Genomic DNA, 20,003 nt, shown 5'->3' with positions numbered 1-20,003 from the left:
CGCCCGGTGGTGCTGCTGTCGCACGTTGCCAGGGTCTTTGCGCCCGGGCGTGCCTGCTCCGGAGCTCAGCCATGGAACACCTTTCGATTCTTTTCGCACGCGCCGTGCTGGCCCTCGCGGGCTTTCTCGCCGTGCTCCCGCCCGCCATTGCCGATGAGCCCCTGAGCCTGAGCGCCGCAGTGAGCGCAGCTGTGGCCCGCTCGCGCAGCCTCGATGCCCTGAGCGCCGCCGCGCAGGGCGCTCGCGAGATGGCGGTGGCGGCCGCGCAGCGGCCCGACCCGGTGCTGCGCCTCTCGCTGGACAACCTGCCGGTGGACGGGCCCGAGCGCTTCAGCACCACGCGCGACTTCATGAGCATGCGTTCGATCGCCCTCATGCAGACCCTGCCCGGCGCGGACAAGCGCCGCGCGCGAGGCGAGCGCTTCGAGCGCGAAGCCGATGCCGCCCTGAGCGAACGCGCGCAGCGGGTGGCCAGGCTGCAGACCGAGGTGGCGCAGGCCTGGCTGGAGCGGTACATGCAAGAGCAGCGTTGGTTGTTGCTGCAGGCGCAGATCACCGAGGCGCGTGTGCTGGTGCAGACCACCGAGGCGGCTCTTCGCGGTGGTCGCGGCACCGCTTCGGACGCACTGGGCGCGCGCGAGGCGCTGGCGCAAATGGAGCAGGGCTTGATCGGCGCGCAGGCCGATCGCGCCAACGCCCGCCTCACGCTGGCGCGCTTCACCGGTGGTCCGCCCGACCAGCCGCTGGCCAACCCACCGCCCATGCGGCAGACCGCCGCAGCGGTGGATGAAACGGACCCCCTGCGCAAGCTGCCCGATCTCGTTGCGCTGCAGGCGCGCGAGGCTGTGGCCCGGGCCGAGGCCGAAGTGGCCCGCCAGGAGCTCAAGCCCGACTGGAGCGCCGAGGTCATGTTCAGCCAGCGTGGCTCGCAGTTTTCCAACATGGTGTCGATCGGCGTGTCGGTGCCCTTGCAATGGGACCGGCCCCAGCGCCAGCAACGCGAATTCGCCGCGCGCCTGGCGCGTGTGAACGAACTGGAGGCCGAGCGCGAGGAGCAGACCCGCGAGCGGGTGTTGCAGGTGCAGCGCTGGCGGCAGGACTGGCAGGCGGGACTGGCCCGGCTCGCACACCTGGATGCGCAGCGCGAGCCGCTGGCCAGGCAGCGCACCGAGGTTGCCTTGGCCGCTTACCGGGGCGGGGGCGAAGGTCTGGGCGTCGTGCTGCAGGCGCGCCGCGATGCACTGAGCCTGGCCTTGGAGCGCCTCGCGCTCGAGCGTGAAACCGCTGGCCTGTGGGCGCAGCTCGAATACCTGTTCCCCGACACCTCGACAGGAGTGAAACCATGAACAAGACAAGGTCCCTCATTGCGCTGGCCGCTGTGGCCGTGCTCGTTGCCGTGGGCGGTGGCGCCTGGTGGCTGGGCATGCAGCAGGGCATGGGCCACGCGACACCGGTGCCGCAGGCGGTTGCGGCCACCACCACCAGCGACGATCCGTCGCTGTGGAGCATCCCGCAAGGTGAAGAAGCCACGCGCCGGCACATCCGCGAATCGCTCAAGGCGGGAGACGTGGACCCGGCCACGGGCCGGCGCATCCTGAACTACCACGACCCCATGGTGCCGGGCAAGAACTTCGAGGCGCCGGCCAAGTCGCCCTTCATGGACATGATGCTGGTGCCGCGTTACGCCGGCAGCGATGCGGCGGACGCCAGCAGCGTCACGGTGAGCCCGCGCATCCAGCAGAACCTGGGCCTGCGCACGGCGCCGGTGGTGGAGGGCTCGCTGGTGTCGGAAGTGACGGCGGTGGGCAACGTGGCCTGGAACGAGCGCGAGCGGGTGGAGCTGAGTTCGCGCGCCATGGGCTTCGTGGAGAAGCTGCATGTGAAAGCGGCGCTGGACCGCGTGGCGGCCGGTGCGCCGCTGGCCGAGTTGTACGTGCCCGACTGGGTGGCCGCGCAGGAGGAATACCTGGCGCTGGCGCGCCTGAGTGGCGACGGTACCGACGCGCTGCAGGACGCCGCGCGCCAGCGCATGCGCCAGGCCGGAATGACGCCCGCGCACATCCAGCGCGTGGTGGCTTCAGGCGCAGTGCATCCGCGTTTCACGCTGACCGCGCCCATCGCCGGCATCGTGAGCGAACTCATGGTGCGCGAAGGCGCCACCGCGATGCCGGGCATGACGCTGATGCGCCTGCAGGGCACGCGCACCGTGTGGGCCGAAGGCGCGGTGCCGGAGAGCCAGGCCGCGCTGCTGCAACCGGGTGCGCGCGTACGCACCACCAGCCCCGGCGCGCCGGGTCAGACCTTCGAGGGCCAGGTGCAGGCCCTGCTGCCCGAGGTGGACGCCGTCACGCGCACCATCCGCGCACGGGTCGAGCTGGCCAATCCACAGGGACGGCTGGTACCCGGCATGCTGGTGAGCATGCGGCTGGACCGCCCGAAGGCCGCCGCCACGCTGCTGGTGCCCAGCGACGCGGTGATCCACACCGGGCGGCGCAGCGTGGTGATGGTGGCCGAAGACGGCGGGCGCTTCCGCCCGGTGGAGGTGACGGCGGGCCTGGAAGTGGGGGGCCAGACCGAGATCAGCGCGGGGCTGCAAGTGGGCCAGCGCGTGGTGCTCTCGGGCCAGTTCCTGATCGACTCCGAAGCCAGCCTGCGCGGGCTCGAAGCACGTCTCAACCAGGAGCCGGCGCCTCCTTCCAGTCAACAGCGCTACACCACCGATGCGGTGATCGATGCGCTCAGTGGCGACACGGTCACGCTCACGCACCCGCCCATTGCGGCACTGAAGTGGCCGCAGATGCAGATGGACTTCAAGCTGCCGCCGCGCGCGCAGCAGCCACGCGATCTGGAGGCCGGAGACCGGCTGCAGATCGAGTTTGAAATGCAGGACGGCGATGTGCCGCGCATCACCAGCCTGCAGCGGGTGGCACCGGAGCCCGGCAAATGATCGCCGGCCTGATCCGCTGGAGCATCGCCAACCGCTTTCTGGTGCTGCTGGCGACGGCGTTGCTGAGCGCCTGGGGCGTGGTGGCCCTGCAGCGCACGCCGCTGGACGCGCTGCCCGACCTCTCGGACACGCAAGTGATCATCCGCACCACCTGGCCGGGGCAGGCGCCGCAGATAGTGGAGAACCAGGTCACCTACCCGCTGACCACCACCATGCTGTCGGTGCCGGGTGCGCGCGCGGTGCGCGGCTTCTCGATGTTCGGTGACAGCTTTGTGTACGTGCTGTTTGAAGACGATGTGGACCCGTACTGGGCGCGCTCGCGGGTGCTCGAATACCTCAACCAGGTGCAGGCGCGGCTGCCGCGCGGTGCCACCTCATCCATCGGGCCCGATGCCACCGGCGTGGGCTGGATCTACCAGTACGCCCTGATCGACCGCACCGGCGGGCAGGACGTGGCGCAGCTGCGCGCCCTGCAGGACTGGTTCGTGCGTTTCGAGCTCAAGACCGTGCCCGATGTGGCCGAGGTGGCCAGCGTGGGTGGCATGGTCAGGCAGTACCAGATCGTGCTCGACCCGGACAAGATGGCCGCCTACCGCGTGACGCAGGCCATGGTGGCCGAGGCGGTGGCGCGCGGCAACCAGGAGGCCGGCGGTTCGATGCTGGAGCTGGGCGAGGCCGAGTACGCGGTGCGCGCCAATGGCTACCTGAAGACACTCGACGACTTCCGCGCGATCCCGCTCATCACCAGCGCCAGCGGTGTGTCGGTGCGCCTGGGTGACGTGGCGCGGGTGCAGACCGGGCCCGAGATGCGGCGCGGCATCGGTGAGCTCAACGGCGAGGGTGAGGCCGTGGGCGGTGTGGTGGTGATGCGCTCGGGCAAGAACGCGCTGCAGACCATCGAAGCGGTGAAGGCCCGCCTGACCGAGCTGCAGCGCAGCCTGCCCACAGGCGTGGAGATCGTGCCGGTGTACGACCGCTCGGGCCTGATCGAACGAGCGGTGAAGAACCTGGGTGAGAAGCTGGTGGAGGAGTTCATCGTGGTGGCGCTGGTGTGCCTGGCCTTTCTGTTCCACCTGCGCAGTGCGCTGGTGGCCAGCATCTCGCTGCCGCTGGGTGTGCTGATGGCCTTCATCGTGATGCAGCAACAGGGCATCAACGCCAACGTGATGTCCCTGGGTGGCATTGCGATTGCCATCGGCGCCATGGTGGACGCGGCCATCGTGATGATCGAAAACGCGCACAAGCACCTGGAGCGCTGGGCGCACCAGCACCCGGACGAAACGCTGCAGGGCGAGCCACGCTGGCGGGTGATCGGTGACGCCGCGGCCGAGGTGGGACCGGCGCTGTTCTTCTCGCTGCTCATCATCACGCTGAGCTTCATCCCGGTGTTCACGCTGGAGGCGCAAGAGGGTCGGCTGTTCGCACCGCTGGCCTTCACCAAGACCTACGCCATGGCGGCCTCCGCGGGTCTGGCGGTGACGCTGATCCCGGTGCTCATGGGTTACCTGATCCGCGGGCGCATCCCGGCCGAGACCGCCAACCCGCTGAACCGCGCGCTCATTGCGCTGTACCGCCCGGTGCTGGACGCGGTGCTGAAGGCGCCGAAGCTCACGCTGGTGGTGGCGGCGCTGGTGCTTGTGGCCAGCCTGTGGCCGTTGCGCCAGCTGGGCAGCGAGTTCATGCCGCCGCTGGACGAAGGCGATCTGCTCTACATGCCCACGGCGCTGCCCGGCTTGTCCGCCGCCAAGGCGGCCGAGCTGCTGCAGCAGACCGACCGCCTGATCAAGACCATTCCCGAGGTGCAGAGCGTGTACGGCAAGGCCGGGCGTGCCGAGACCGCCACCGACCCGGCGCCGCTGGAGATGTTCGAGACCACGATCCAGTTCAAGCCGCGTGACGAGTGGCGCGCCGGCCTGACACCCGAAGCGCTGATCGAAGAGCTCGACCGTGCTGTGCGCGTGCCGGGCCTGTCCAACATCTGGGTGCCGCCGATCCGCAACCGCATCGACATGCTGGCCACGGGCATCAAGAGCCCCGTGGGTGTGAAGGTGGCCGGGCCCGACCTGGCCACCATCGACCGCCTGACCGGCGAGATCGAGAAGGCAGTGAAAGACGTGCCCGGTGTGAGCAGCGCGCTGGCCGAGCGCCTCACGGGTGGGCGCTACATCGACGTGGACATCCGCCGCGCGGACGCCTCGCGTTATGGCCTGAACATCGCCGACGTGCAGGACATCGTGGCCGGCGGACTGGGCGGCATGAACATCGGCGAGACGGTGGAGGGCCTGCAGCGTTTCCCGATCAACCTGCGCTACCCGCGCGAGCTGCGCGACTCATTGCCCGAGCTGCGCGCGTTGCCCATCGTGGCGCCGGGTGGCCAGCGCCTGGTGCTGTCCGACGTGGCCGACCTGCGCATCACCGACGGGCCTCCCATGCTGCGCAGCGAAAACGCGCGCCTCGCCGGCTTTGTGTACGTGGACATTCGAGGACGCGACCTGCGCGGCGCGGTGCTGGACATGCAGCGCGCGGTGGCACAGGAGGTGGCACTGCCCGCCGGGTACTCGGTGGCGTGGTCGGGGCAGTTCGAATTCCTGGAGCGCGCCACCGCCAAGCTCAAGCTGGTGGTGCCGGTCACGCTGCTGATCATCTTCGTGCTGCTGTACCTGATCTTCCGCCGCTTCGACGAAGCCTTGCTGATCATGGCCACACTGCCATTCGCCCTGGTGGGCGGCGTGTGGTTCCTCTGGCTGCTCGGGCACAACCTGTCGGTGGCCAGCGTGGTGGGCTTCATCGCGTTGGCCGGGGTGGCGGCCGAGTTCGGCGTGATCATGCTGATCTACCTCAAGCAGGCGTGGCAGGAACGCCTGGACGCCGGGCGCACCGACGAACCGTCGCTGCTGGAAGCCATCCGCGAAGGCGCGGTGCTGCGGGTGAGGCCCAAGGCCATGACGGTGGCGACCATCGTGGCCGGGCTGCTGCCGCTGTTCTGGGGCATGGGCACCGGCAGCGAGGTGATGCAGCGCATCGCGGCACCCATGATCGGCGGGATGATCAGCGCACCGCTGCTGTCTCTGCTGGTGGTGCCGGTGGTTTACCGCTTGATGCGACGGCCGCGCCGCGCCTCCGCGTCCTGGAAGCCAGTCAGCCGCAGCACAGACTCGGGGCAATAGTCCGGGAAACTTGCGTCTGCCCTTGTTGCGGGTGTCAAGGACCATCCCCCATTGCTGTCCGGACCGATGACGCCTGTGAGGATTGCTGTCAGGCCCCTTTGCTGAGAACCCAAAGACGAAGAGCCACATGGATCTCCAGCGAACGCAGGGCATTTCCCCAGTGTCCGATGAGTCCCTCGATGGTGGTGAGCCGCTGCCTCACCGTGTTGACGTGGATGCCCAGTCGTTCGGCGGTCAGCTTGGCGTTCTGGTTGCTGTTGAAGTATTCCAGCAAGGTGCTGATCAGCTCCGATCCCCGCTTCTGGTCGTAGGACGCCAGCGTTCCGATGGTGGCCTCCAGAAAGGCCGACAGGCTGGCTTGGTCGTGTGTTTCGAACAGCGTCGAGTACAGCGCCAGTTCGTTCTGCGCCACCACGTGGCCCTGGATGCCGATTCTGGCAAGCACCGGCAGGGCGCGCCGCAGCGAGGCGTGCAAGGTGGGGAGCTCGGCGGGTTGTGGAATGGGGCGCGAGATCACGCCCCGGTACCCGACCCCGAAGCTTTGACGGGCCAGCTCTTCCAGCGAGCGGCGCACATCGTCGGCCTGGGTCGTCGCGCACAGGATGGTGAGCACCCCGTTGATCTCGTCGAACAAGGTGTTCGGCAACAGCTGGGTGGCGCGCAGGCGGCGCACCACATAGCCCGCGTCGTGCGCGTGCGTCTCCAGCAGCAGCATGGAAGTGGGACGCATCAGGTCCAGACCGAAACGCTCCGCCCTTTCGCACAGCAGGGCCAGGTCGTCTTGCCGGGGTGAGAGCAGGTCGCGCAACAGGCTTGAAAGATCGCGCCGCTGGGTGGCGTCCGCACGCTCGCGCGACAACAGAACGATGCCGACGATGGTCGCGCTTCGTTCGAAGGTGCGTATGGCCATGTCGTCCAGGGGTTCCTGGCGAAACAGCAGCATGGCGCCCAGAACGTCGTTTCCGCCGATCACGGCATTGACCCGGCACGATTCGCCGTGCGCCTCGAAGGCCAGCACCGAGCGGCCGATCCGGCGGCTGTTGCCGATCGCCAGCAGGGTTTCGTCGCTGCGCTGTCCGTGCGGTTCGTAGGTCGCGGCAGCGGTCCCGCCGTACCCATCGGTCGATGCGCGGGCAATCACCTGGCCGGCCTCGTCCAGCACGAGCACGCTGCCCTCCAGAAACTGCGTGACCGACTGGCAGATGGTGGCCAGCGTGGCGCCCTTGGCCAGCAAGCTCGTCATCCGGTCGTGGGCCTCGGCGGCGGCCTGCACGTTGCGCACGTGGTGCTCCAGTGCAGCGTGCGCTGCCTCGGCGCTTCTCAGGGCGGCGTTCGCCTGCTCGAAGGCCATGGCGTTCTTGATGGCAACGGCTGCGTGCGTGGCCAGGGTGCTGAGGATGGAGATGTTCTGGGCCGTGTGGGTCCGGTGGAAGCGGTCGGCCACAAAGAGCAGGCCGATCACCTCGTCTTCCCAGAGCAGCGGCACGCCCACCACCGCGGCGATGCCTTCGTCCCTGAAGGTGGCGTCCAGTTGGGGATCGTGCGGAAACCGGGTGTCGTGCAGGTAGTCCGCGGTCGTGAAGGGCAGCCGGGTCTTGACGACCACGCTCACGATGCCCAGGCCGCGTCCGGCCAGCATGTTGCCAGTGCCATGCGAGAGCGCGCCATCGCTGGTGAGCACATGAAAGCCATCCAGGCTGGCGTCGTAGGCGGACAGCCAGGCGACCTGCGAGCCGAGCAGGCGTTTCGCCCGGGACACCACGAGGCTGAGCGTTTCGGGGAGGTCCAGGCGGCTGGAGAGGTCGCGCGCCGACTCGATCACCGCCAGCATGCCGATCTCGCGCTGCTGTCGCACATCGAGGCGGTCGTGAATCGCCATGGCCTTGTGCACCAGTTCGATCTGCTCGTGCTTGTCGGGGGTCTCGTCGGGCCAGGCCTGCGCCTGCGCCAGGCGCGCTGCGAACTCTGCCGACGAGGCGCTCCGATGCAGCAGATCGACCAGCGCGTGGCCGATCCGTTCGGTCGGCAGGGTATCCATTTCACTCTCCATCAGCGGGCCCTCCAGGCGACTCGAGCGGGCCTGTCAATGGGGGTGCAGGCTAACAGAACGCAGACGATTGGCGCGCCTTCACAGGGTAACTACGGAGTGCGCAAACCACACCTGACACCGGTGTGCGGTGTGGGTTGACCACATAGGTTTGGCCGCTTGAATCCGGGACAGTCACGTCCTGAACACGGCACGCCGTCCTCCAGAACAAAGCAAACCAACATGAGCATCGTCAAATCACTTGCACCAGCGCCCGGTCTTCGGGTGCTGGTGACCGCCGGCGCCAGCGGCATTGGTGCGGCCATTGCCCGCGCCTTCAGCGAGGCGGGGGCCAGCGTCCACGTCTGTGACATCGACCGCGCCGCCATCGACCGCCTGGCCAGCGAGGCGCCGGAGATCACCGCCAGCCTGGCCGATGCCTCGGTCGAACGCGAGGTGGACCTGGTGTTTGAAGACGTGCTGGGCACGCTCGGTGGCCTGGATGTGCTGGTCAACAACGTCGGCATTGCCGGGCCCACGGGTCCGATCGAGGACATGAGCGTTGACCAGTGGAACCGCACGGTCGAGGTCAATCTCGGCGGGCAGTTCCTCTTTGCGCGGCGCGCGGTTCCCATCCTCAAGGATTCGGTGAACCACCCCACCATCATCGCCATGAGCTCGGTGGCCGGGCGGCTCGGCTATGCGTACCGCACGCCCTATGCAACCTCCAAGTGGGGCGTGGTCGGGTTCATGAAATCGCTGGCCATCGAGCTTGGCCCGCAAGGCATCCGCGTGAACGCCATCCTGCCGGGCACCGTGGAAGGCGAACGCATGAGCGGCGTGATCGCGGCCCGCGCCGCGGCCCTGGGTGTCAGCGTCGAGGCCATGCGCGACGAATACATCCGCAAGATTTCGATGCGCCGCATGGTGACGGCCGAGGACGTGGCGGCCACCGCGCTGTTCCTCGGCTCACCCGCCGCGCGGAACATCACCGGCCAGGCCATCAGCGTGGACGGCAACCTCGAGTACCTGTGACGCACCTGGAGCAGGTACGTAGCCCATTTCAACAAAAGGAGACTTCATGAAATCGATTCAATCCGTGTGTTTTGCCACCGTCGTGGCCGCCGGCATGGCCAGCGGTGCCGCCTCCGCCCAGACCGTCAAGATCGGCGTGATCGAGACCCTCTCGGGCCCCCAGGCCGCCTCGGGTCTGGCCTACCGTGCGGCATCGCGATACGCCATCGACCGCATCAACGCCGAAGGCGGCTGGAATGGCCAGCCGGTGCAGCTGCTGGAGTACGACAACCAGGGCGGCCCCACCGGTGCCGCCGACAAGCTCAAGACGGCCATCTCCGATGGGGTTCACCTCATTGTCCAGGGCGCCTCGTCGGCCGTGGGCGGACAACTCACCGAAGACGTGCGCAAACACAACCTGCGCAACCCGGGCAAGGAAATCGTCTACATCAACGTGGGTGCCGAAGCGCTCGAACTCACTGGCGAGAAGTGCCACTTCCACCACTTCCGCTTCAGCGGCAACGCACAGGTGCGCACCAAGGCGCTGGTGCAAGCCATGAAGGATGCGGGCACGCTGGGCAACCGCGTCTACGCCATCAACCAGAACTACTCGTGGGGCCAGGACATGGAGAAGGCCACCGTGGACAACGCTGCGCGCGGAGGCTACGAGGTGGTTGAAAAGACGCTGCACGACGTCAACAAGATCCAGGACTTTGCCCCGTATGTGGCCAAGATCGGTGCCGCCAAGGTGGACACCGTGGTCACGGGCAACTGGTCCAACGATCTGCTCTTGCTGATGAAGGCCACCAAGGCCGCGGGTCTCAAGGCGCGCTTCGGCACCATCTTCCTCGACCAGCCCGGCAACATCGCCAACGCAGGCGACCTGGCGCTCGGCCACTTCATCGCGCACACCTTCAACCCCGAAGCCGGTGGCGCCGAAGGCGACAAGTTCGTCAGCGACTACCGCTCCAGAACCGGCACCAACCCGGTGGCCACCGACCCGCAGACCGTCTTTGGCCTGCTCATGGTGGGCGATGCGCTCAAACGTGTGAAACCCCAGGCCGGCAAGTTCAACGTGAACGCATTTGCGCAGGCACTGGAAACCACCCGCATCACCACGCCCATCGGCGAGATCAGCATGCGTGCAGACGACCACCAGGCCATGCTGCCGATGGTGGTGTCCACCGTCTCCAGGGACGCGAAGTACAAGGCCGACAACACCGACATGGGCTTCAAGCTGGTGAAGCTCTTCCCGGCGCAAGAGGCCGCCACGCCGGTGCAGGCCAGCTGCAAGATGCAACGACCTTCGTGATGGACGGGCGCCCCCGCGGCGCCTTCTGAAGTCCCCATTGAAGTCCCCTTGTCCGAGAGCCCGGCGAGCGAGTTTTTGCTTCGCCGCGGCTCTCCCTTGCCTGCAAAGCCCTCCGTATGGACACCCTCATTGTCTCGTTGCTCAACGGCACCATCTACGGCCTGCTGCTGTTCATGGTCTCCGCCGGTCTCACGCTCATCTTCGGGATGATGGGCGTGCTCAATTTCGCGCATGCCTCGTTCTACATGCTGGGGGCGTACTTCGCGTACTCGCTGGGTGATGTGCTGGGTTTCTGGCTGGCGTTGGTGGCCGCCACCGTGCTGGTGGGCTTCGTCGGCGTGGTCGTCGAGCGCTTCTTCCTGCGCCGCGTGCACCACCACGGCCACGCCCACGAGCTGCTGCTCACCTTCGGCCTGTCCTTCATCATTGCCGAGCTGATCAAGCTGTTCTTCGGCAACTACCCGGTCAACTACCGGGTGCCCGCGAGCCTGGACTTCTCCGCCTTCACCATCGGCGTGGCGAACTACCCCGTCTACCGCGTCTTCATGGGCGCCGTGGCCGTGGCCATGTTCGTGGTCATCTACCTGCTGCTCACCCGCACCCGCGTGGGCATCGTGGTGCGCTCGGCCATCTACAGGCCGCACATGGCCGAGGCCCTGGGGCACAACGTGCCGCTGGTCTTCATGAGCGTGTTCGGCGTGGGCGCGGCGTTGGCCGGCCTGGCCGGTGCGGTGGCCGGTGCCTTCTACACCACCAACCCCAACATGGCGCTGGAGCTGGGCGTGATGGTCTTCGTGGTGGTGGTGGTCGGCGGGCTGGGCTCGCTGGAAGGCGCCATGCTGGCCTCGCTGTTGATCGGCGTGATCACCTCGCTGGCGGTGTCGATCGATGCCAGCCTGGCCGACCTCATGGCGGTGTTCGGTGCGCGCGAGCTGGCCCAGAGCATCGGTGGGCTGCTCACGCTCAAGCTCTCCAGCCTGGCGGCCACCTTGCCGTTTGCGCTGATGCTGCTGGTGCTGCTGGTACGGCCCTCCGGCCTGATGGGTGAGAAGGCCTGATGCCATGAGGACACGCACTTCCATTCTCCTGAGCCTGGGCCTGGGCCTGCTCATCCTGCTGGCCTTGCCCTGGCTGCTCTCCATGGGCTTGCTCAACGCGGCCATCCAGATGCTGATCGCCGCGCTCTTTGCCTCGGCCTACAACGTGGTGTGCGGTCAGGCCGGCATGCTCTCCTTCGGCCACGCCGCCTACTTCGGCGTGGGCGCCTTTGCCACCGTGCACGCCATGAACGCGCTGGGCGGCGCCGGCATCGTGCCGACACCGCTGCTGCCCTTGGCCGGTGCGCTCGGAGGCCTGCTGGTGGGGGCGATCGCCGGCTGGTTCTCCACCCAGCGCACCGGCACCTACTTCGCCATGATCACCCTGGCGATCGCGGAGCTGCTGCACGCCATCGCGCCCCACCTTAAGAGCGTGTTCGGTGGCGAGGCCGGTGTCTCCAGCATGCGCATGCCCTCGATGGGCTTGACCTTCGGCTCGACCACCGAGGTGTACTTCCTCACCCTGGCCTGGGTGCTGGTCTCGTTGCTGCTGCTCTTCCTGTACACGCGCACCCCGCTGGGCCGCCTGGCCCTGGGCTTGCGGGAGAACCGTCACCGCCTGGCCTTCCTCGGTTACGACACGCACAAGCTCGGCGTGCTGGTGTTCTCGGTCTCCGCCATGTTCTCGGGCATCGCCGGTGGCCTGCAGGTCATCAACAACGAAGCCGCCAACTACGTGCTCTTCGAGAGTGGGCTGTCGGCCGCTGCCGTGCTCAACACCTACATCGGCGGCGTGGGCATCTTCCTGGGGCCGGCGCTGGGCGCTGCGCTCATGACCTTCTTCGGCTACGCGGTCTCCGACCTCACGCAGTCGTGGCTGCTGTACCAGGGCCTGCTGTTCGTGCTGGTGATGATGTTCATGCCCCAGGGCATTGCCGGGCTGATCGGCACCACCGCCGCGCTCTGGCGCCGCTGCGGTCTCTGGCGGCTGCTGCCGGTGATGGTGTCGTTTGGCGGCGCGGCCTTCCTGCTGGCCAACGGCACCGCGTTCACGGTGGAGACGCTGCGCGTGCTGTTCTCGCGCGACTACCGCGCCCTGTTGAGCACCGACCCCGCAGTGGCCTGGCCACCGGTGACGCTGTACGGGGTGGACTGGGCGCCCGGCGCGCTGCTGACCTGGGTCACGCCCTTGCTGCTGCTGGTGGTGGGGGGCGTGCTGGTGAAGATCGCACGGCGCCAACTCCAGACCCTCAACGACCAACCGGCCAAGGACACCCCATGAGCGAGACCATCCTGTCCCTGCGCGGGCTGAAGAAATCCTTCGGACCCACCGAGATCATCCGTGGCGTGGACCTGGAGCTGCGCGCCGACGAACGCCACGCGCTCATCGGCCCCAACGGCGCGGGCAAGTCCACCCTGTTCCACCTGATCTCGGGCAACCTCAAACCCACGGCCGGCGAGATCGTGTTCCAGGGGCAGCGCATCGACGGCCTGTCGCCCCAGGCGATCAACCGCCAGGGCCTGGCGCGCTCGTTCCAGATCACCAACATCTTCCCCAAGCTCTGCGTGTTCGAGAACCTGCGCCTGGCGGTGATGCGCTCGCATGGCCTGCAATACAACTTCTGGCGCTTCATCGACAGCAACCGGCGCCTGCTCGAGCAGACCGAGCGCCTGCTCGAACAGGTGCGCCTGCAGGGCAAGGCCCGGCAGCTGGCCGCCGAGCTGGCCTACTCCGAGCAGCGTTCGCTGGAGATTGCCATGACCCTGGCTTGCGACCCGCAGGTGATCCTGCTGGACGAGCCCATGGCGGGCATGTCCAACGAAGAGACGGCCTACACCGCCGAGCTGATCGGCGAGGTCACGCGCGGGCGCGCGCTGTTCATCGTGGAGCACGACATGCAGGTGGTCTTCTCCATCAGCGACCGCATCAGCGTGCTGGTCTACGGCCAGGTGATTGCCACCGGAACGCCGGCCGAGATTCGCGAGAACGCGGCCGTGAAGGAAGCCTATCTGGGCGAAGAGGTGGCGGCATGAGCGAAGCATCGGCATTGCTCGGCGTGGACCGCCTGCACGCCCACTACGGCAAGAGCCACATCCTGCACGGCGTGTCCTTCGAGGTGCGCCAGAACGAGGTGCTCAGCCTGCTGGGGCGCAATGGCTCGGGGCGCTCCACCACCCTGAAGGCCCTCATGGGCCTGGTGCCGCCCACCGGGGGCAGCGTGCGCCTGCAGGGGCGCGAGCTGGCCGGCCAGCGGCCCTTCACCATCTGCCGCGCGGGCCTGGGCTACGTGCCCGAGGAGCGCGAGGTGTTTGCCAACCTCACGGTGGACGAGAACCTGCGCATGGGGGAACAGCCCGCAGCCGGCGGGGCGGTGCAGTGGACGGTGGAGCAGGCCTTCGACTACTTCCCGCGTCTGAAGGAGCGGCGCAACACCAAGGCCGGCAGCCTCTCCGGCGGTGAGCAGCAGATGCTCACCATCTGCCGCTCCTTGCTGGGCAACCCCTTGGTGCTGCTGATCGACGAGCCCACCGAAGGCCTGGCACCCAAGATCGTCACCGCCGTGGGCGAGTGCATCCAGGACATGCACCGCCGTGGCGTGTCGGTGGTGCTGGTGGAGCAGAAGCTGGCCATTGCGCTCAAGGTCTCCACCCGCGTCTGCGTGATGGGGCACGGGCGCATCGTCTTCGAAGGCACGCCGCAGGCCCTCAAGGCCGACGAGAAGCTGCTGGCCGAGTGGCTGGCGGTCTGAGGCCAGCCGCCCAACATCCCCCCAACCGCCACCACCATGAAACCCACGCAAGACAAAGTCATCATCTCGTGCGCCGTCACCGGCTCGGTGCACACGCCCAGCATGTCGCCCCACCTGGCGCTCACGCCCGAGGAGATTGCGCAGCAATCCATTGAGGCAGCCCAGGCGGGTGCGGCCATCCTGCACCTGCACGCGCGCAACCCGGCCGACGGCTCTCCCACGGCCGACCCCCGAGTCTTTGATGAATTCGTGCCGCGCATCCGCGCCGCCACCGACGCCGTGATCAACATCACCACCGGCGGCAGCACCCGCATGACGCTGGCCGAGCGCCTGGCCTATCCGCTGCAGCTCAAGCCCGAGATGTGTTCGCTCAACATGGGCTCGATGAACTTCTCCATCCACCCCGCCGCGCGCAAGATCCAGGAGTGGAAGCACGCCTGGGAGAAGCCCTACATCGAGGGCATGGAAGACCTGATCTTCCGCAACACGTTTGCCGACATCAAACACATCCTGAAGGTGCTGGGCGAGGACTGCGGCACGCGCTTCGAGTTCGAGTGTTACGACGTGGGCCACCTGCACAACCTGGCCCACTTTGTGGACGAGGGCCTGGTCAAGGGTCCGCTCTTCATCCAGTGCATCTTCGGTGTGCTCGGTGGCCTGGGGCCGGACCCGGAGAACCTCTTCGTCATGCGCAGCACGGCCGACCGCCTGTTCGGGCGCAACGGGTACCGCTTCTCGGTGCTGGGCGCCGGGCGCCACCAGATGCCGCTGCTCACCCTGGGCGCGGTCATGGGCAGCCACGTGCGTGTGGGCCTGGAGGACAGCCTCTTTCTGGGCAAGGGCCAGCTCGCCACCTCGTGCGCCGAGCAAGTGCGCAAGATCCGCCGCATCCTCGACGAGCTCTCGCTGGAGATCGCCACACCCGCAGAGGCGCGCACCATGCTCGGGCTCAAGGGTTCGCACGCGGTGGCCTGTTGAGCCGGGGCGCAACGATTTTTTAAAGGAAACACATGAACAAGGTTTTGCAGAACAAGTTGGCCATCGTGACCGGGGCCGGCGGTGGTCTGGGGCGCGCGCATGCGCTGGAGCTGGCCAGGCACGGCGCACGTGTGGTGGTCAACGACATCGGTGGTGACCGCGAAGGGTCTGCGGCGCAGCGCGTGGCCGACGAGATCACGCGCCTGGGCGGCGAAGCCATCGTCGACGGCGGGGACGTGACCGATGCGGCGCGCATGGAGCGCATGGTGGCGAACACCGTGGCGACGTGGGGCCGCATCGACATCCTCGTCAACAACGCCGGCATCCTGCGCGACAAATCGTTTGCCAAGATGCCGCTGGACGACTTCCGTCTGGTGATGGAGGTGCACGTCATGGGGGCGGTGAACTGCACCAAGGCGGTGTGGGAACGGATGCGCACGCAGAAGCATGGCCGCATCGTCATGACGACCTCGTCGTCGGGCCTCTACGGCAGCTTTGGCCAGGCCAACTACGGCGCGGCCAAGATGGCGCTGGTGGGCCTCATGCAGACGCTGGCGCTGGAAGGCATCAAGCACGACATCCGCGTGAACTGCCTGGCGCCGAGTGCGGCCACCGGCATGACGGCGGACGTGTTGCCCGAGAGCGCGCTGGCGGGCCTGGCGCCCGAGAAGGTGAGCCCGGGACTGATCGCGCTGGTGGCGGACGACGCGCCGACCCGCATGATTTTGCTGGCCGGTGCAGGCAGCTTCGAGTGCGCCCACGTGACGATGACACAAGGCATTTTTGTGGGCGATGCGAGCGACCCGGCGGGTGAGGTGCGCTCGCGCATTCACGACATTCAGGCGCGCGGTGCCGAGGTGGTGCCTGCCTCGGGCTGGGAGCAATACCAGCTTGAGTTGTCCAAGGCCGGACTGACCGACGAGGTGGCCGATCCCGTCTGATGGTTGAGGGCGTGCCTCCCGGTTTTGGCACCGATGACGCACACATGAATCTGCTCCCGGGGATGTCCATCGCGCACATAGGTCTTGCGCCAGACAAAGCCCACACTGGTTTGGAGCGACCCGCTGACGGGCCGCTCGACATCAAACCAAAAGGAGACAAGATGAACAACGTGAACAACATCGGCCACCGCGGCCGATGGGGATGCCTGGTGGCTTCTTCCCTGCTGATCGCATGCGGAGGCGGAGGCGGTGGGGACGAGAGCGTGGGTGCCGCGCCCACGCCCACACCCTTGACCTGCGAACAGCTGGCCGGGCGAACCATCCCGGCAGCCGAGATCGGTTTGCCGACCTCGGGCGCGAACGTGTTGACCGCCGTCGTGGTGGCCGCCAGTGGCAGCGGCGCAGCGCTCATTCCCGAGCACTGTCTGGTCACGGGGCGCATCGCACCGGTGGATCCCGCGGCGCCCGACATCCGCTTCAACCTGGTGCTGCCCACGGTCTGGAACAACAAGGTGTTGATGATGGGCGGTGGTGGCTTCAACGGCTCCATTCCCAATGTCAGGGGCAATGTGTCCAACGGACCTGCGGATCAGCCCACCCCCGTGGGGCGCGGCTACGCCACCTTTGCGAGCGACTCGGGCCACCAGTCGAACAGCTTCGGTTCGCAGGATGGCTCGTGGGGCACCAACGACGAAGCGGTGCGCAACTTCGGGGGCGACGCGCTCAAGAAGACACGCGATGCGGCGGTGTCCCTCGTCAACGCACGCTATGCCAGGCGCCCGACCCAGTCGTACTTTGCCGGCGGCTCCACAGGCGGGCGCGAGGCGCTGGCGGCCATCCAGCGCTGGCCTCAGGACTGGGACGGTGCCATTGCCTGGTATCCCGCCTGGAACGACGCCGCAGCACTGCTGGGCGGGCACCGGACGAACATCGCCCTGGCCCAGCCCGGTGCCTATCCGAACACCGCCAAGCGTGTCCTGATCTACGACGCGGCGATGGAAGCCTGCGATGCGCTGGACGGCGTGGTGGACGGCCTCATCAGCGACCAGAAACAGTGCAACGCCATCTTCGATCCCGCCACGGCCAGCCTCAACGGAACACCCCTGCGATGCCCCGGCGGCGTGGAGGCCGGAGATGCCTGCCTGTCGGACGCGCAGATCACCGCGCTGAAGGTCATGGACTCGCCCACGGTGTTCAATTTCCCGCTGGCCAGCGGCGAAACCCATTACCCGGGCTACAACGTGTGGGGCGCCGATCTGGGCATCACCTCGAACCCGTCGCCCCTGCAACCCGTGGTGACCTTTCTGGCCCTGGGCACCAGCCAGCCGGCCACGCCGATGCCGCGCAGCGCGCCCTACATCAGCGTGCTCGTGGACCAGTGGATCAAGTACTCGATCACGCGCGATCCGGCCTTTGATTCGCTGACGCTGGACCCACAAAACCCGGGTCCGTGGGCAGGACGCATCAGCCAGCTCAGCGAGCAACTCGACACCGCCACCGACATCTCGGCCTTCGCCGCGCGGGGCGGCAAGCTGCTGCTCGCGCATGGCCTGGCCGACGTGCTGGTCAGCTCGCGTGCGACGGAGGTCTACTACCAGCGCCTGCAGACGCAGATGGGGGCGGCCAACGTCGACAGGTTCACGCGCTACTACGAGGTGCCGGGTCTGGGACACGCGGTCAGCACCGTCTTCAACGCCACCTGGGATTCCCTCACGGCGCTGGAACAGTGGGCCGAGCGCGACACCGCGCCATCGGGCCAGACGACGGTGGACACGGTCGGTGTGCCCGGACGCTCGCGGCCCTTGTGCGACTACCCCCAGTGGCCGCGCTACTCGGGCGCGGGCGACGTGAACGCCGCTGCATCCTTTGTCTGCGTGAACTAGAGGCCGGCTGCGGGTATGGATGGCGGGTCAGCCTTGTTGCCGGATCGCTTCTTCACCTTCGTTGGCACCCCTGTTGGACCATGCGGCAACCAAGGAGTGGGCCGCGAGCGCCTGCGGCGGGGACAGCGGGGGACGAAGGCGGGCCAGAGCCAGCCAACCTGGTGACACTCCAGGTGCACCAAAAGTCAAAAAGCAACCAACAAGTCAGTTGTTGTTAACCTGGGGTGCCTTTGTTTTGGCCTGCCCGGAGGGACTCGAACCCCCGACCTGCTGCTTAGAAGGCAGCTGCTCTATCCGGTTGAGCTACGGGCAGACAGGTGACCGGCAGCACATAGAAGAAAGGCCCACAGAGTGGGCCTTTTTCTTTTTTTGATGAATGGTCGGAGCGGCGGGATTCGAACTCGCGACCCTCTGCTCCCAAAGCAGATGCGCTACCAGGCTGCGCTACGCTCCGACTAAGCTGCGAATTGTACCTGCTGAAACGGTGGGTTCTGGAGCCGACCCCAACTTTCAGCGTTTTTCGTACTGCGTCTTGCCAAACAGGATGTCGCGCGACTTGTTGTCGGTGAGCGGTTTGCGGGCATCGGCGAGCACGGCCACGCCGCGTTGCACCGCGGGCCGCGCAGCGATTGCGTCGAACCATTGCTTGAGATGCGGGTAGTCCGCCCAATCGATGCCCTGGTTCTGCCAGCTGCGCAGCCAGGGAAAGATGGCGATGTCGGCAATGGTGTACTGGTTGCCGGCGATGTACTTGTGGTTTTCCAGTTGCTTGTTCATCACACCGTAGAGACGCCTGGCCTCGTTGGTGTAGCGGTCGACGGCGTACTCGATTTTCTCGGGCGCGTAGATGCGGAAGTGATGCGCCTGGCCCAGCATGGGGCCCACACCCCCCATCTGGAACATCAGCCACTCCAGCACCTTGAATTTCGCGCGGTCCGAGCTGGGCAGGAACTTGCCGGTCTTGGCGGCGAGGTAGAGCAGGATGGCGCCCGATTCGAACAGGCTGATGGGTTTGCCGTCCGGCCCGTTGGGATCAACCAGGGCGGGGATCTTGTTGTTCGGGCTGATCTTCAGGAACTCGGGCTGGAACTGGTCGCCCTGACCGATGTTGACGGCGTGCACCTGCCAGTCGCGGCCGAGCCGCAGACCACACTCTTCGAGCATGACGTGGACCTTGTGGCCGTTGGGTGTGGGCCAGGAGTGGACTTGGATCATCAATTTCACCTTTGTATCGAGTGGTGCCTTCAGAAGCTGCCGCACTCTAAGGTAAAACACGACACCATGTACAAACGCCTGAAAAATGCCTTGTCACCGAACACGTGGTTGCGCTCCCGGTCGGCGCCCCTGGCCCAGTGGGCAGACGACCATGCGCTGAGCTTCGCGCCGATGGTGGGCGGTGCCTACCTCTTGGCTGGCAAGTGGCAAGGTCGGGCGGTTCGCATCCAGTGCCTGGCGCCATCCCGCCCGTTCATCCAGGGGATGGAGTTGATGGCGCGTGCCGATCTGGGCCTGCGGCCAGAGGGCAACGTGGTGGTGATGAACCGCGCGCTGAAAGAGGTGCTCGAAGCCCAGTCGCGCGCGCTGTATTCACAGTACACCGACGAGCTGCGGACCATGGCGGGGGTGGTGCCCGATGAGGTCCGGTGGTTGTCCATGTATCGGGACGCGGGCTGGGTCGGGCCGGACCACCGCTTCTGGAGCCGCTACGCCGTGTTGACCGACGCGCCCGAACTCGCACGCCGCTGGGTCGGCAGCGAATCTGAACAGCAGCTGATGGCCTGGCCAGAGACGGTGAACATCGCCACACCCATGATGTTCATGCTGCAGCGGGGAAAGACCTACATGCGCCTGCAGATCGACCAGACCCGCGACACCGCCACGGCGGTGCATGCGCTGGACCTGTTCAAGCGGCTCAGCCAGCGCGCCATGGACATGGCGGCCGACTGAA

General features: G+C 67.1%; 15 protein-coding genes and 2 tRNA genes. 13 read left to right on the top strand and 4 right to left on the bottom strand.

Going from position 1 to position 20,003, the window contains the following annotated elements:
* The first annotated feature begins 71 nt into the window (after positions 1-71).
* Genes BSY239_RS09150 through BSY239_RS09140 form a run of 3 tightly spaced genes read left to right on the top strand, consistent with a single transcriptional unit; the run spans position 72 to position 6,114 of the window.
* On the top strand, positions 72-1,346 hold the full coding sequence (locus BSY239_RS09150; protein WP_069046575.1) for a TolC family protein: 1,275 nt from the start codon (positions 72-74) through the stop codon (positions 1,344-1,346).
* Positions 1,343-2,947 carry an efflux RND transporter periplasmic adaptor subunit gene (locus BSY239_RS09145; protein WP_069046574.1) on the top strand — a complete coding sequence of 535 codons (1,605 nt, stop codon included), beginning with the start codon at positions 1,343-1,345 and terminating at the stop codon, positions 2,945-2,947. The genes BSY239_RS09150 and BSY239_RS09145 overlap by 4 nt, the downstream gene beginning before the upstream one ends.
* Positions 2,944-6,114, top strand: coding sequence for an efflux RND transporter permease subunit (locus BSY239_RS09140; protein WP_069046573.1), 3,171 nt, complete (start codon positions 2,944-2,946; stop codon positions 6,112-6,114). The genes BSY239_RS09145 and BSY239_RS09140 overlap by 4 nt, the downstream gene beginning before the upstream one ends.
* A gap of 88 nt (positions 6,115-6,202) precedes the next feature.
* On the opposite strand, the gene BSY239_RS09135 is transcribed toward BSY239_RS09140, so the two are convergent.
* Positions 6,203-8,152, bottom strand: a complete 1,950-nt coding sequence (locus tag BSY239_RS09135; RefSeq protein WP_156775445.1) for a helix-turn-helix domain-containing protein — start codon at positions 8,150-8,152, stop codon at positions 6,203-6,205.
* A gap of 231 nt (positions 8,153-8,383) precedes the next feature.
* Here BSY239_RS09135 and BSY239_RS09130 point away from each other — a divergent pair, with 231 nt between their 5' ends.
* The 9 genes from BSY239_RS09130 to BSY239_RS09090 all read left to right on the top strand — a co-directional run bounded on the left by BSY239_RS09130 (position 8,384) and on the right by BSY239_RS09090 (position 18,055).
* A complete protein-coding gene (locus BSY239_RS09130; protein ID WP_069046571.1) occupies positions 8,384-9,175 on the top strand; it encodes an SDR family oxidoreductase in 792 nt (263 codons plus the stop codon).
* Positions 9,176-9,221: 46 nt separating this feature from the next.
* Positions 9,222-10,466: a branched-chain amino acid ABC transporter substrate-binding protein gene (locus BSY239_RS09125; RefSeq protein ID WP_069046570.1), complete on the top strand. Its 1,245-nt coding sequence runs from the start codon at positions 9,222-9,224 to the stop codon at positions 10,464-10,466.
* Between the two features lie 116 nt (positions 10,467-10,582).
* Entirely contained in the window at positions 10,583-11,524 is a 942-nt protein-coding gene (locus BSY239_RS09120; protein ID WP_069046569.1) for a branched-chain amino acid ABC transporter permease, read from the top strand.
* 4 nt (positions 11,525-11,528) lie between these two features.
* The gene (locus tag BSY239_RS09115; protein ID WP_069046568.1) at positions 11,529-12,785 is read left to right on the top strand and encodes a branched-chain amino acid ABC transporter permease; all 1,257 of its coding nucleotides are present in this window, start codon (positions 11,529-11,531) and stop codon (positions 12,783-12,785) included.
* Positions 12,782-13,537 carry an ABC transporter ATP-binding protein gene (locus BSY239_RS09110; RefSeq protein ID WP_069046567.1) on the top strand — a complete coding sequence of 252 codons (756 nt, stop codon included), beginning with the start codon at positions 12,782-12,784 and terminating at the stop codon, positions 13,535-13,537. Before BSY239_RS09115 ends, BSY239_RS09110 begins: the two co-directional genes overlap by 4 nt.
* Positions 13,534-14,253, top strand: coding sequence for an ABC transporter ATP-binding protein (locus BSY239_RS09105; protein ID WP_069046566.1), 720 nt, complete (start codon positions 13,534-13,536; stop codon positions 14,251-14,253). The genes BSY239_RS09110 and BSY239_RS09105 overlap by 4 nt, the downstream gene beginning before the upstream one ends.
* Before the next feature lie 36 nt (positions 14,254-14,289).
* Positions 14,290-15,231 carry a 3-keto-5-aminohexanoate cleavage protein gene (locus BSY239_RS09100; protein WP_069046565.1) on the top strand — a complete coding sequence of 314 codons (942 nt, stop codon included), beginning with the start codon at positions 14,290-14,292 and terminating at the stop codon, positions 15,229-15,231.
* A gap of 32 nt (positions 15,232-15,263) precedes the next feature.
* Positions 15,264-16,172, top strand: a complete 909-nt coding sequence (locus tag BSY239_RS09095; RefSeq protein ID WP_069046564.1) for an SDR family NAD(P)-dependent oxidoreductase — start codon at positions 15,264-15,266, stop codon at positions 16,170-16,172.
* A 161-nt stretch (positions 16,173-16,333) separates the two neighbouring features.
* A complete protein-coding gene (locus tag BSY239_RS09090) occupies positions 16,334-18,055 on the top strand; it encodes a tannase/feruloyl esterase family alpha/beta hydrolase (protein WP_083239895.1) in 1,722 nt (573 codons plus the stop codon).
* A 236-nt stretch (positions 18,056-18,291) separates the two neighbouring features.
* On the opposite strand, the gene BSY239_RS09085 is transcribed toward BSY239_RS09090, so the two are convergent.
* The 3 genes from BSY239_RS09085 to BSY239_RS09075 all read right to left on the bottom strand — a co-directional run bounded on the left by BSY239_RS09085 (position 18,292) and on the right by BSY239_RS09075 (position 19,270).
* Positions 18,292-18,368, bottom strand: a tRNA-Arg gene (locus BSY239_RS09085).
* Positions 18,369-18,432: 64 nt separating this feature from the next.
* Positions 18,433-18,509: transfer RNA gene (locus tag BSY239_RS09080), tRNA-Pro, on the bottom strand.
* Between the two features lie 56 nt (positions 18,510-18,565).
* Entirely contained in the window at positions 18,566-19,270 is a 705-nt protein-coding gene (locus tag BSY239_RS09075) for a glutathione binding-like protein (RefSeq protein ID WP_069046563.1), read from the bottom strand.
* Positions 19,271-19,336: 66 nt separating this feature from the next.
* On the opposite strand from BSY239_RS09075, the gene BSY239_RS09070 reads away from it, so the two are divergent.
* Positions 19,337-20,002: a hypothetical protein gene (locus BSY239_RS09070; protein ID WP_069046562.1), complete on the top strand. Its 666-nt coding sequence runs from the start codon at positions 19,337-19,339 to the stop codon at positions 20,000-20,002.
* Position 20,003 lies beyond the last annotated feature (1 nt).

Origin of the sequence: Hydrogenophaga sp. RAC07 (assembly GCF_001713375.1) — a bacterium.
In the GTDB taxonomy this organism is placed as follows: Bacteria; Pseudomonadota; Gammaproteobacteria; order Burkholderiales; family Burkholderiaceae_C; genus Hydrogenophaga.
The sequence above is the reverse complement of the archived record's forward strand: the minus strand, read 5'-3'. Positions and strand labels throughout refer to the sequence as shown.

Coding starts and splice junctions, on each gene's coding strand:
- BSY239_RS09100 (WP_069046565.1), top strand. CDS start 14,290: ATGAAACCCACGCAAGACAAAGTCATCATCTCGTGCGCCGTCACCGGC.
- BSY239_RS09110 (WP_069046567.1), top strand. CDS start 12,782: ATGAGCGAGACCATCCTGTCCCTGCGCGGGCTGAAGAAATCCTTCGGA.
- BSY239_RS09140 (WP_069046573.1), top strand. CDS start 2,944: ATGATCGCCGGCCTGATCCGCTGGAGCATCGCCAACCGCTTTCTGGTG.
- BSY239_RS09075 (WP_069046563.1), bottom strand. CDS start 19,270: ATGATCCAAGTCCACTCCTGGCCCACACCCAACGGCCACAAGGTCCAC.
- BSY239_RS09090 (WP_083239895.1), top strand. CDS start 16,334: ATGAACAACGTGAACAACATCGGCCACCGCGGCCGATGGGGATGCCTG.
- BSY239_RS09145 (WP_069046574.1), top strand. CDS start 1,343: ATGAACAAGACAAGGTCCCTCATTGCGCTGGCCGCTGTGGCCGTGCTC.
- BSY239_RS09150 (WP_069046575.1), top strand. CDS start 72: ATGGAACACCTTTCGATTCTTTTCGCACGCGCCGTGCTGGCCCTCGCG.
- BSY239_RS09070 (WP_069046562.1), top strand. CDS start 19,337: ATGTACAAACGCCTGAAAAATGCCTTGTCACCGAACACGTGGTTGCGC.
- BSY239_RS09115 (WP_069046568.1), top strand. CDS start 11,529: ATGAGGACACGCACTTCCATTCTCCTGAGCCTGGGCCTGGGCCTGCTC.
- BSY239_RS09130 (WP_069046571.1), top strand. CDS start 8,384: ATGAGCATCGTCAAATCACTTGCACCAGCGCCCGGTCTTCGGGTGCTG.
- BSY239_RS09105 (WP_069046566.1), top strand. CDS start 13,534: ATGAGCGAAGCATCGGCATTGCTCGGCGTGGACCGCCTGCACGCCCAC.
- BSY239_RS09125 (WP_069046570.1), top strand. CDS start 9,222: ATGAAATCGATTCAATCCGTGTGTTTTGCCACCGTCGTGGCCGCCGGC.
- BSY239_RS09095 (WP_069046564.1), top strand. CDS start 15,264: ATGAACAAGGTTTTGCAGAACAAGTTGGCCATCGTGACCGGGGCCGGC.
- BSY239_RS09120 (WP_069046569.1), top strand. CDS start 10,583: ATGGACACCCTCATTGTCTCGTTGCTCAACGGCACCATCTACGGCCTG.
- BSY239_RS09135 (WP_156775445.1), bottom strand. CDS start 8,152: ATGGATACCCTGCCGACCGAACGGATCGGCCACGCGCTGGTCGATCTG.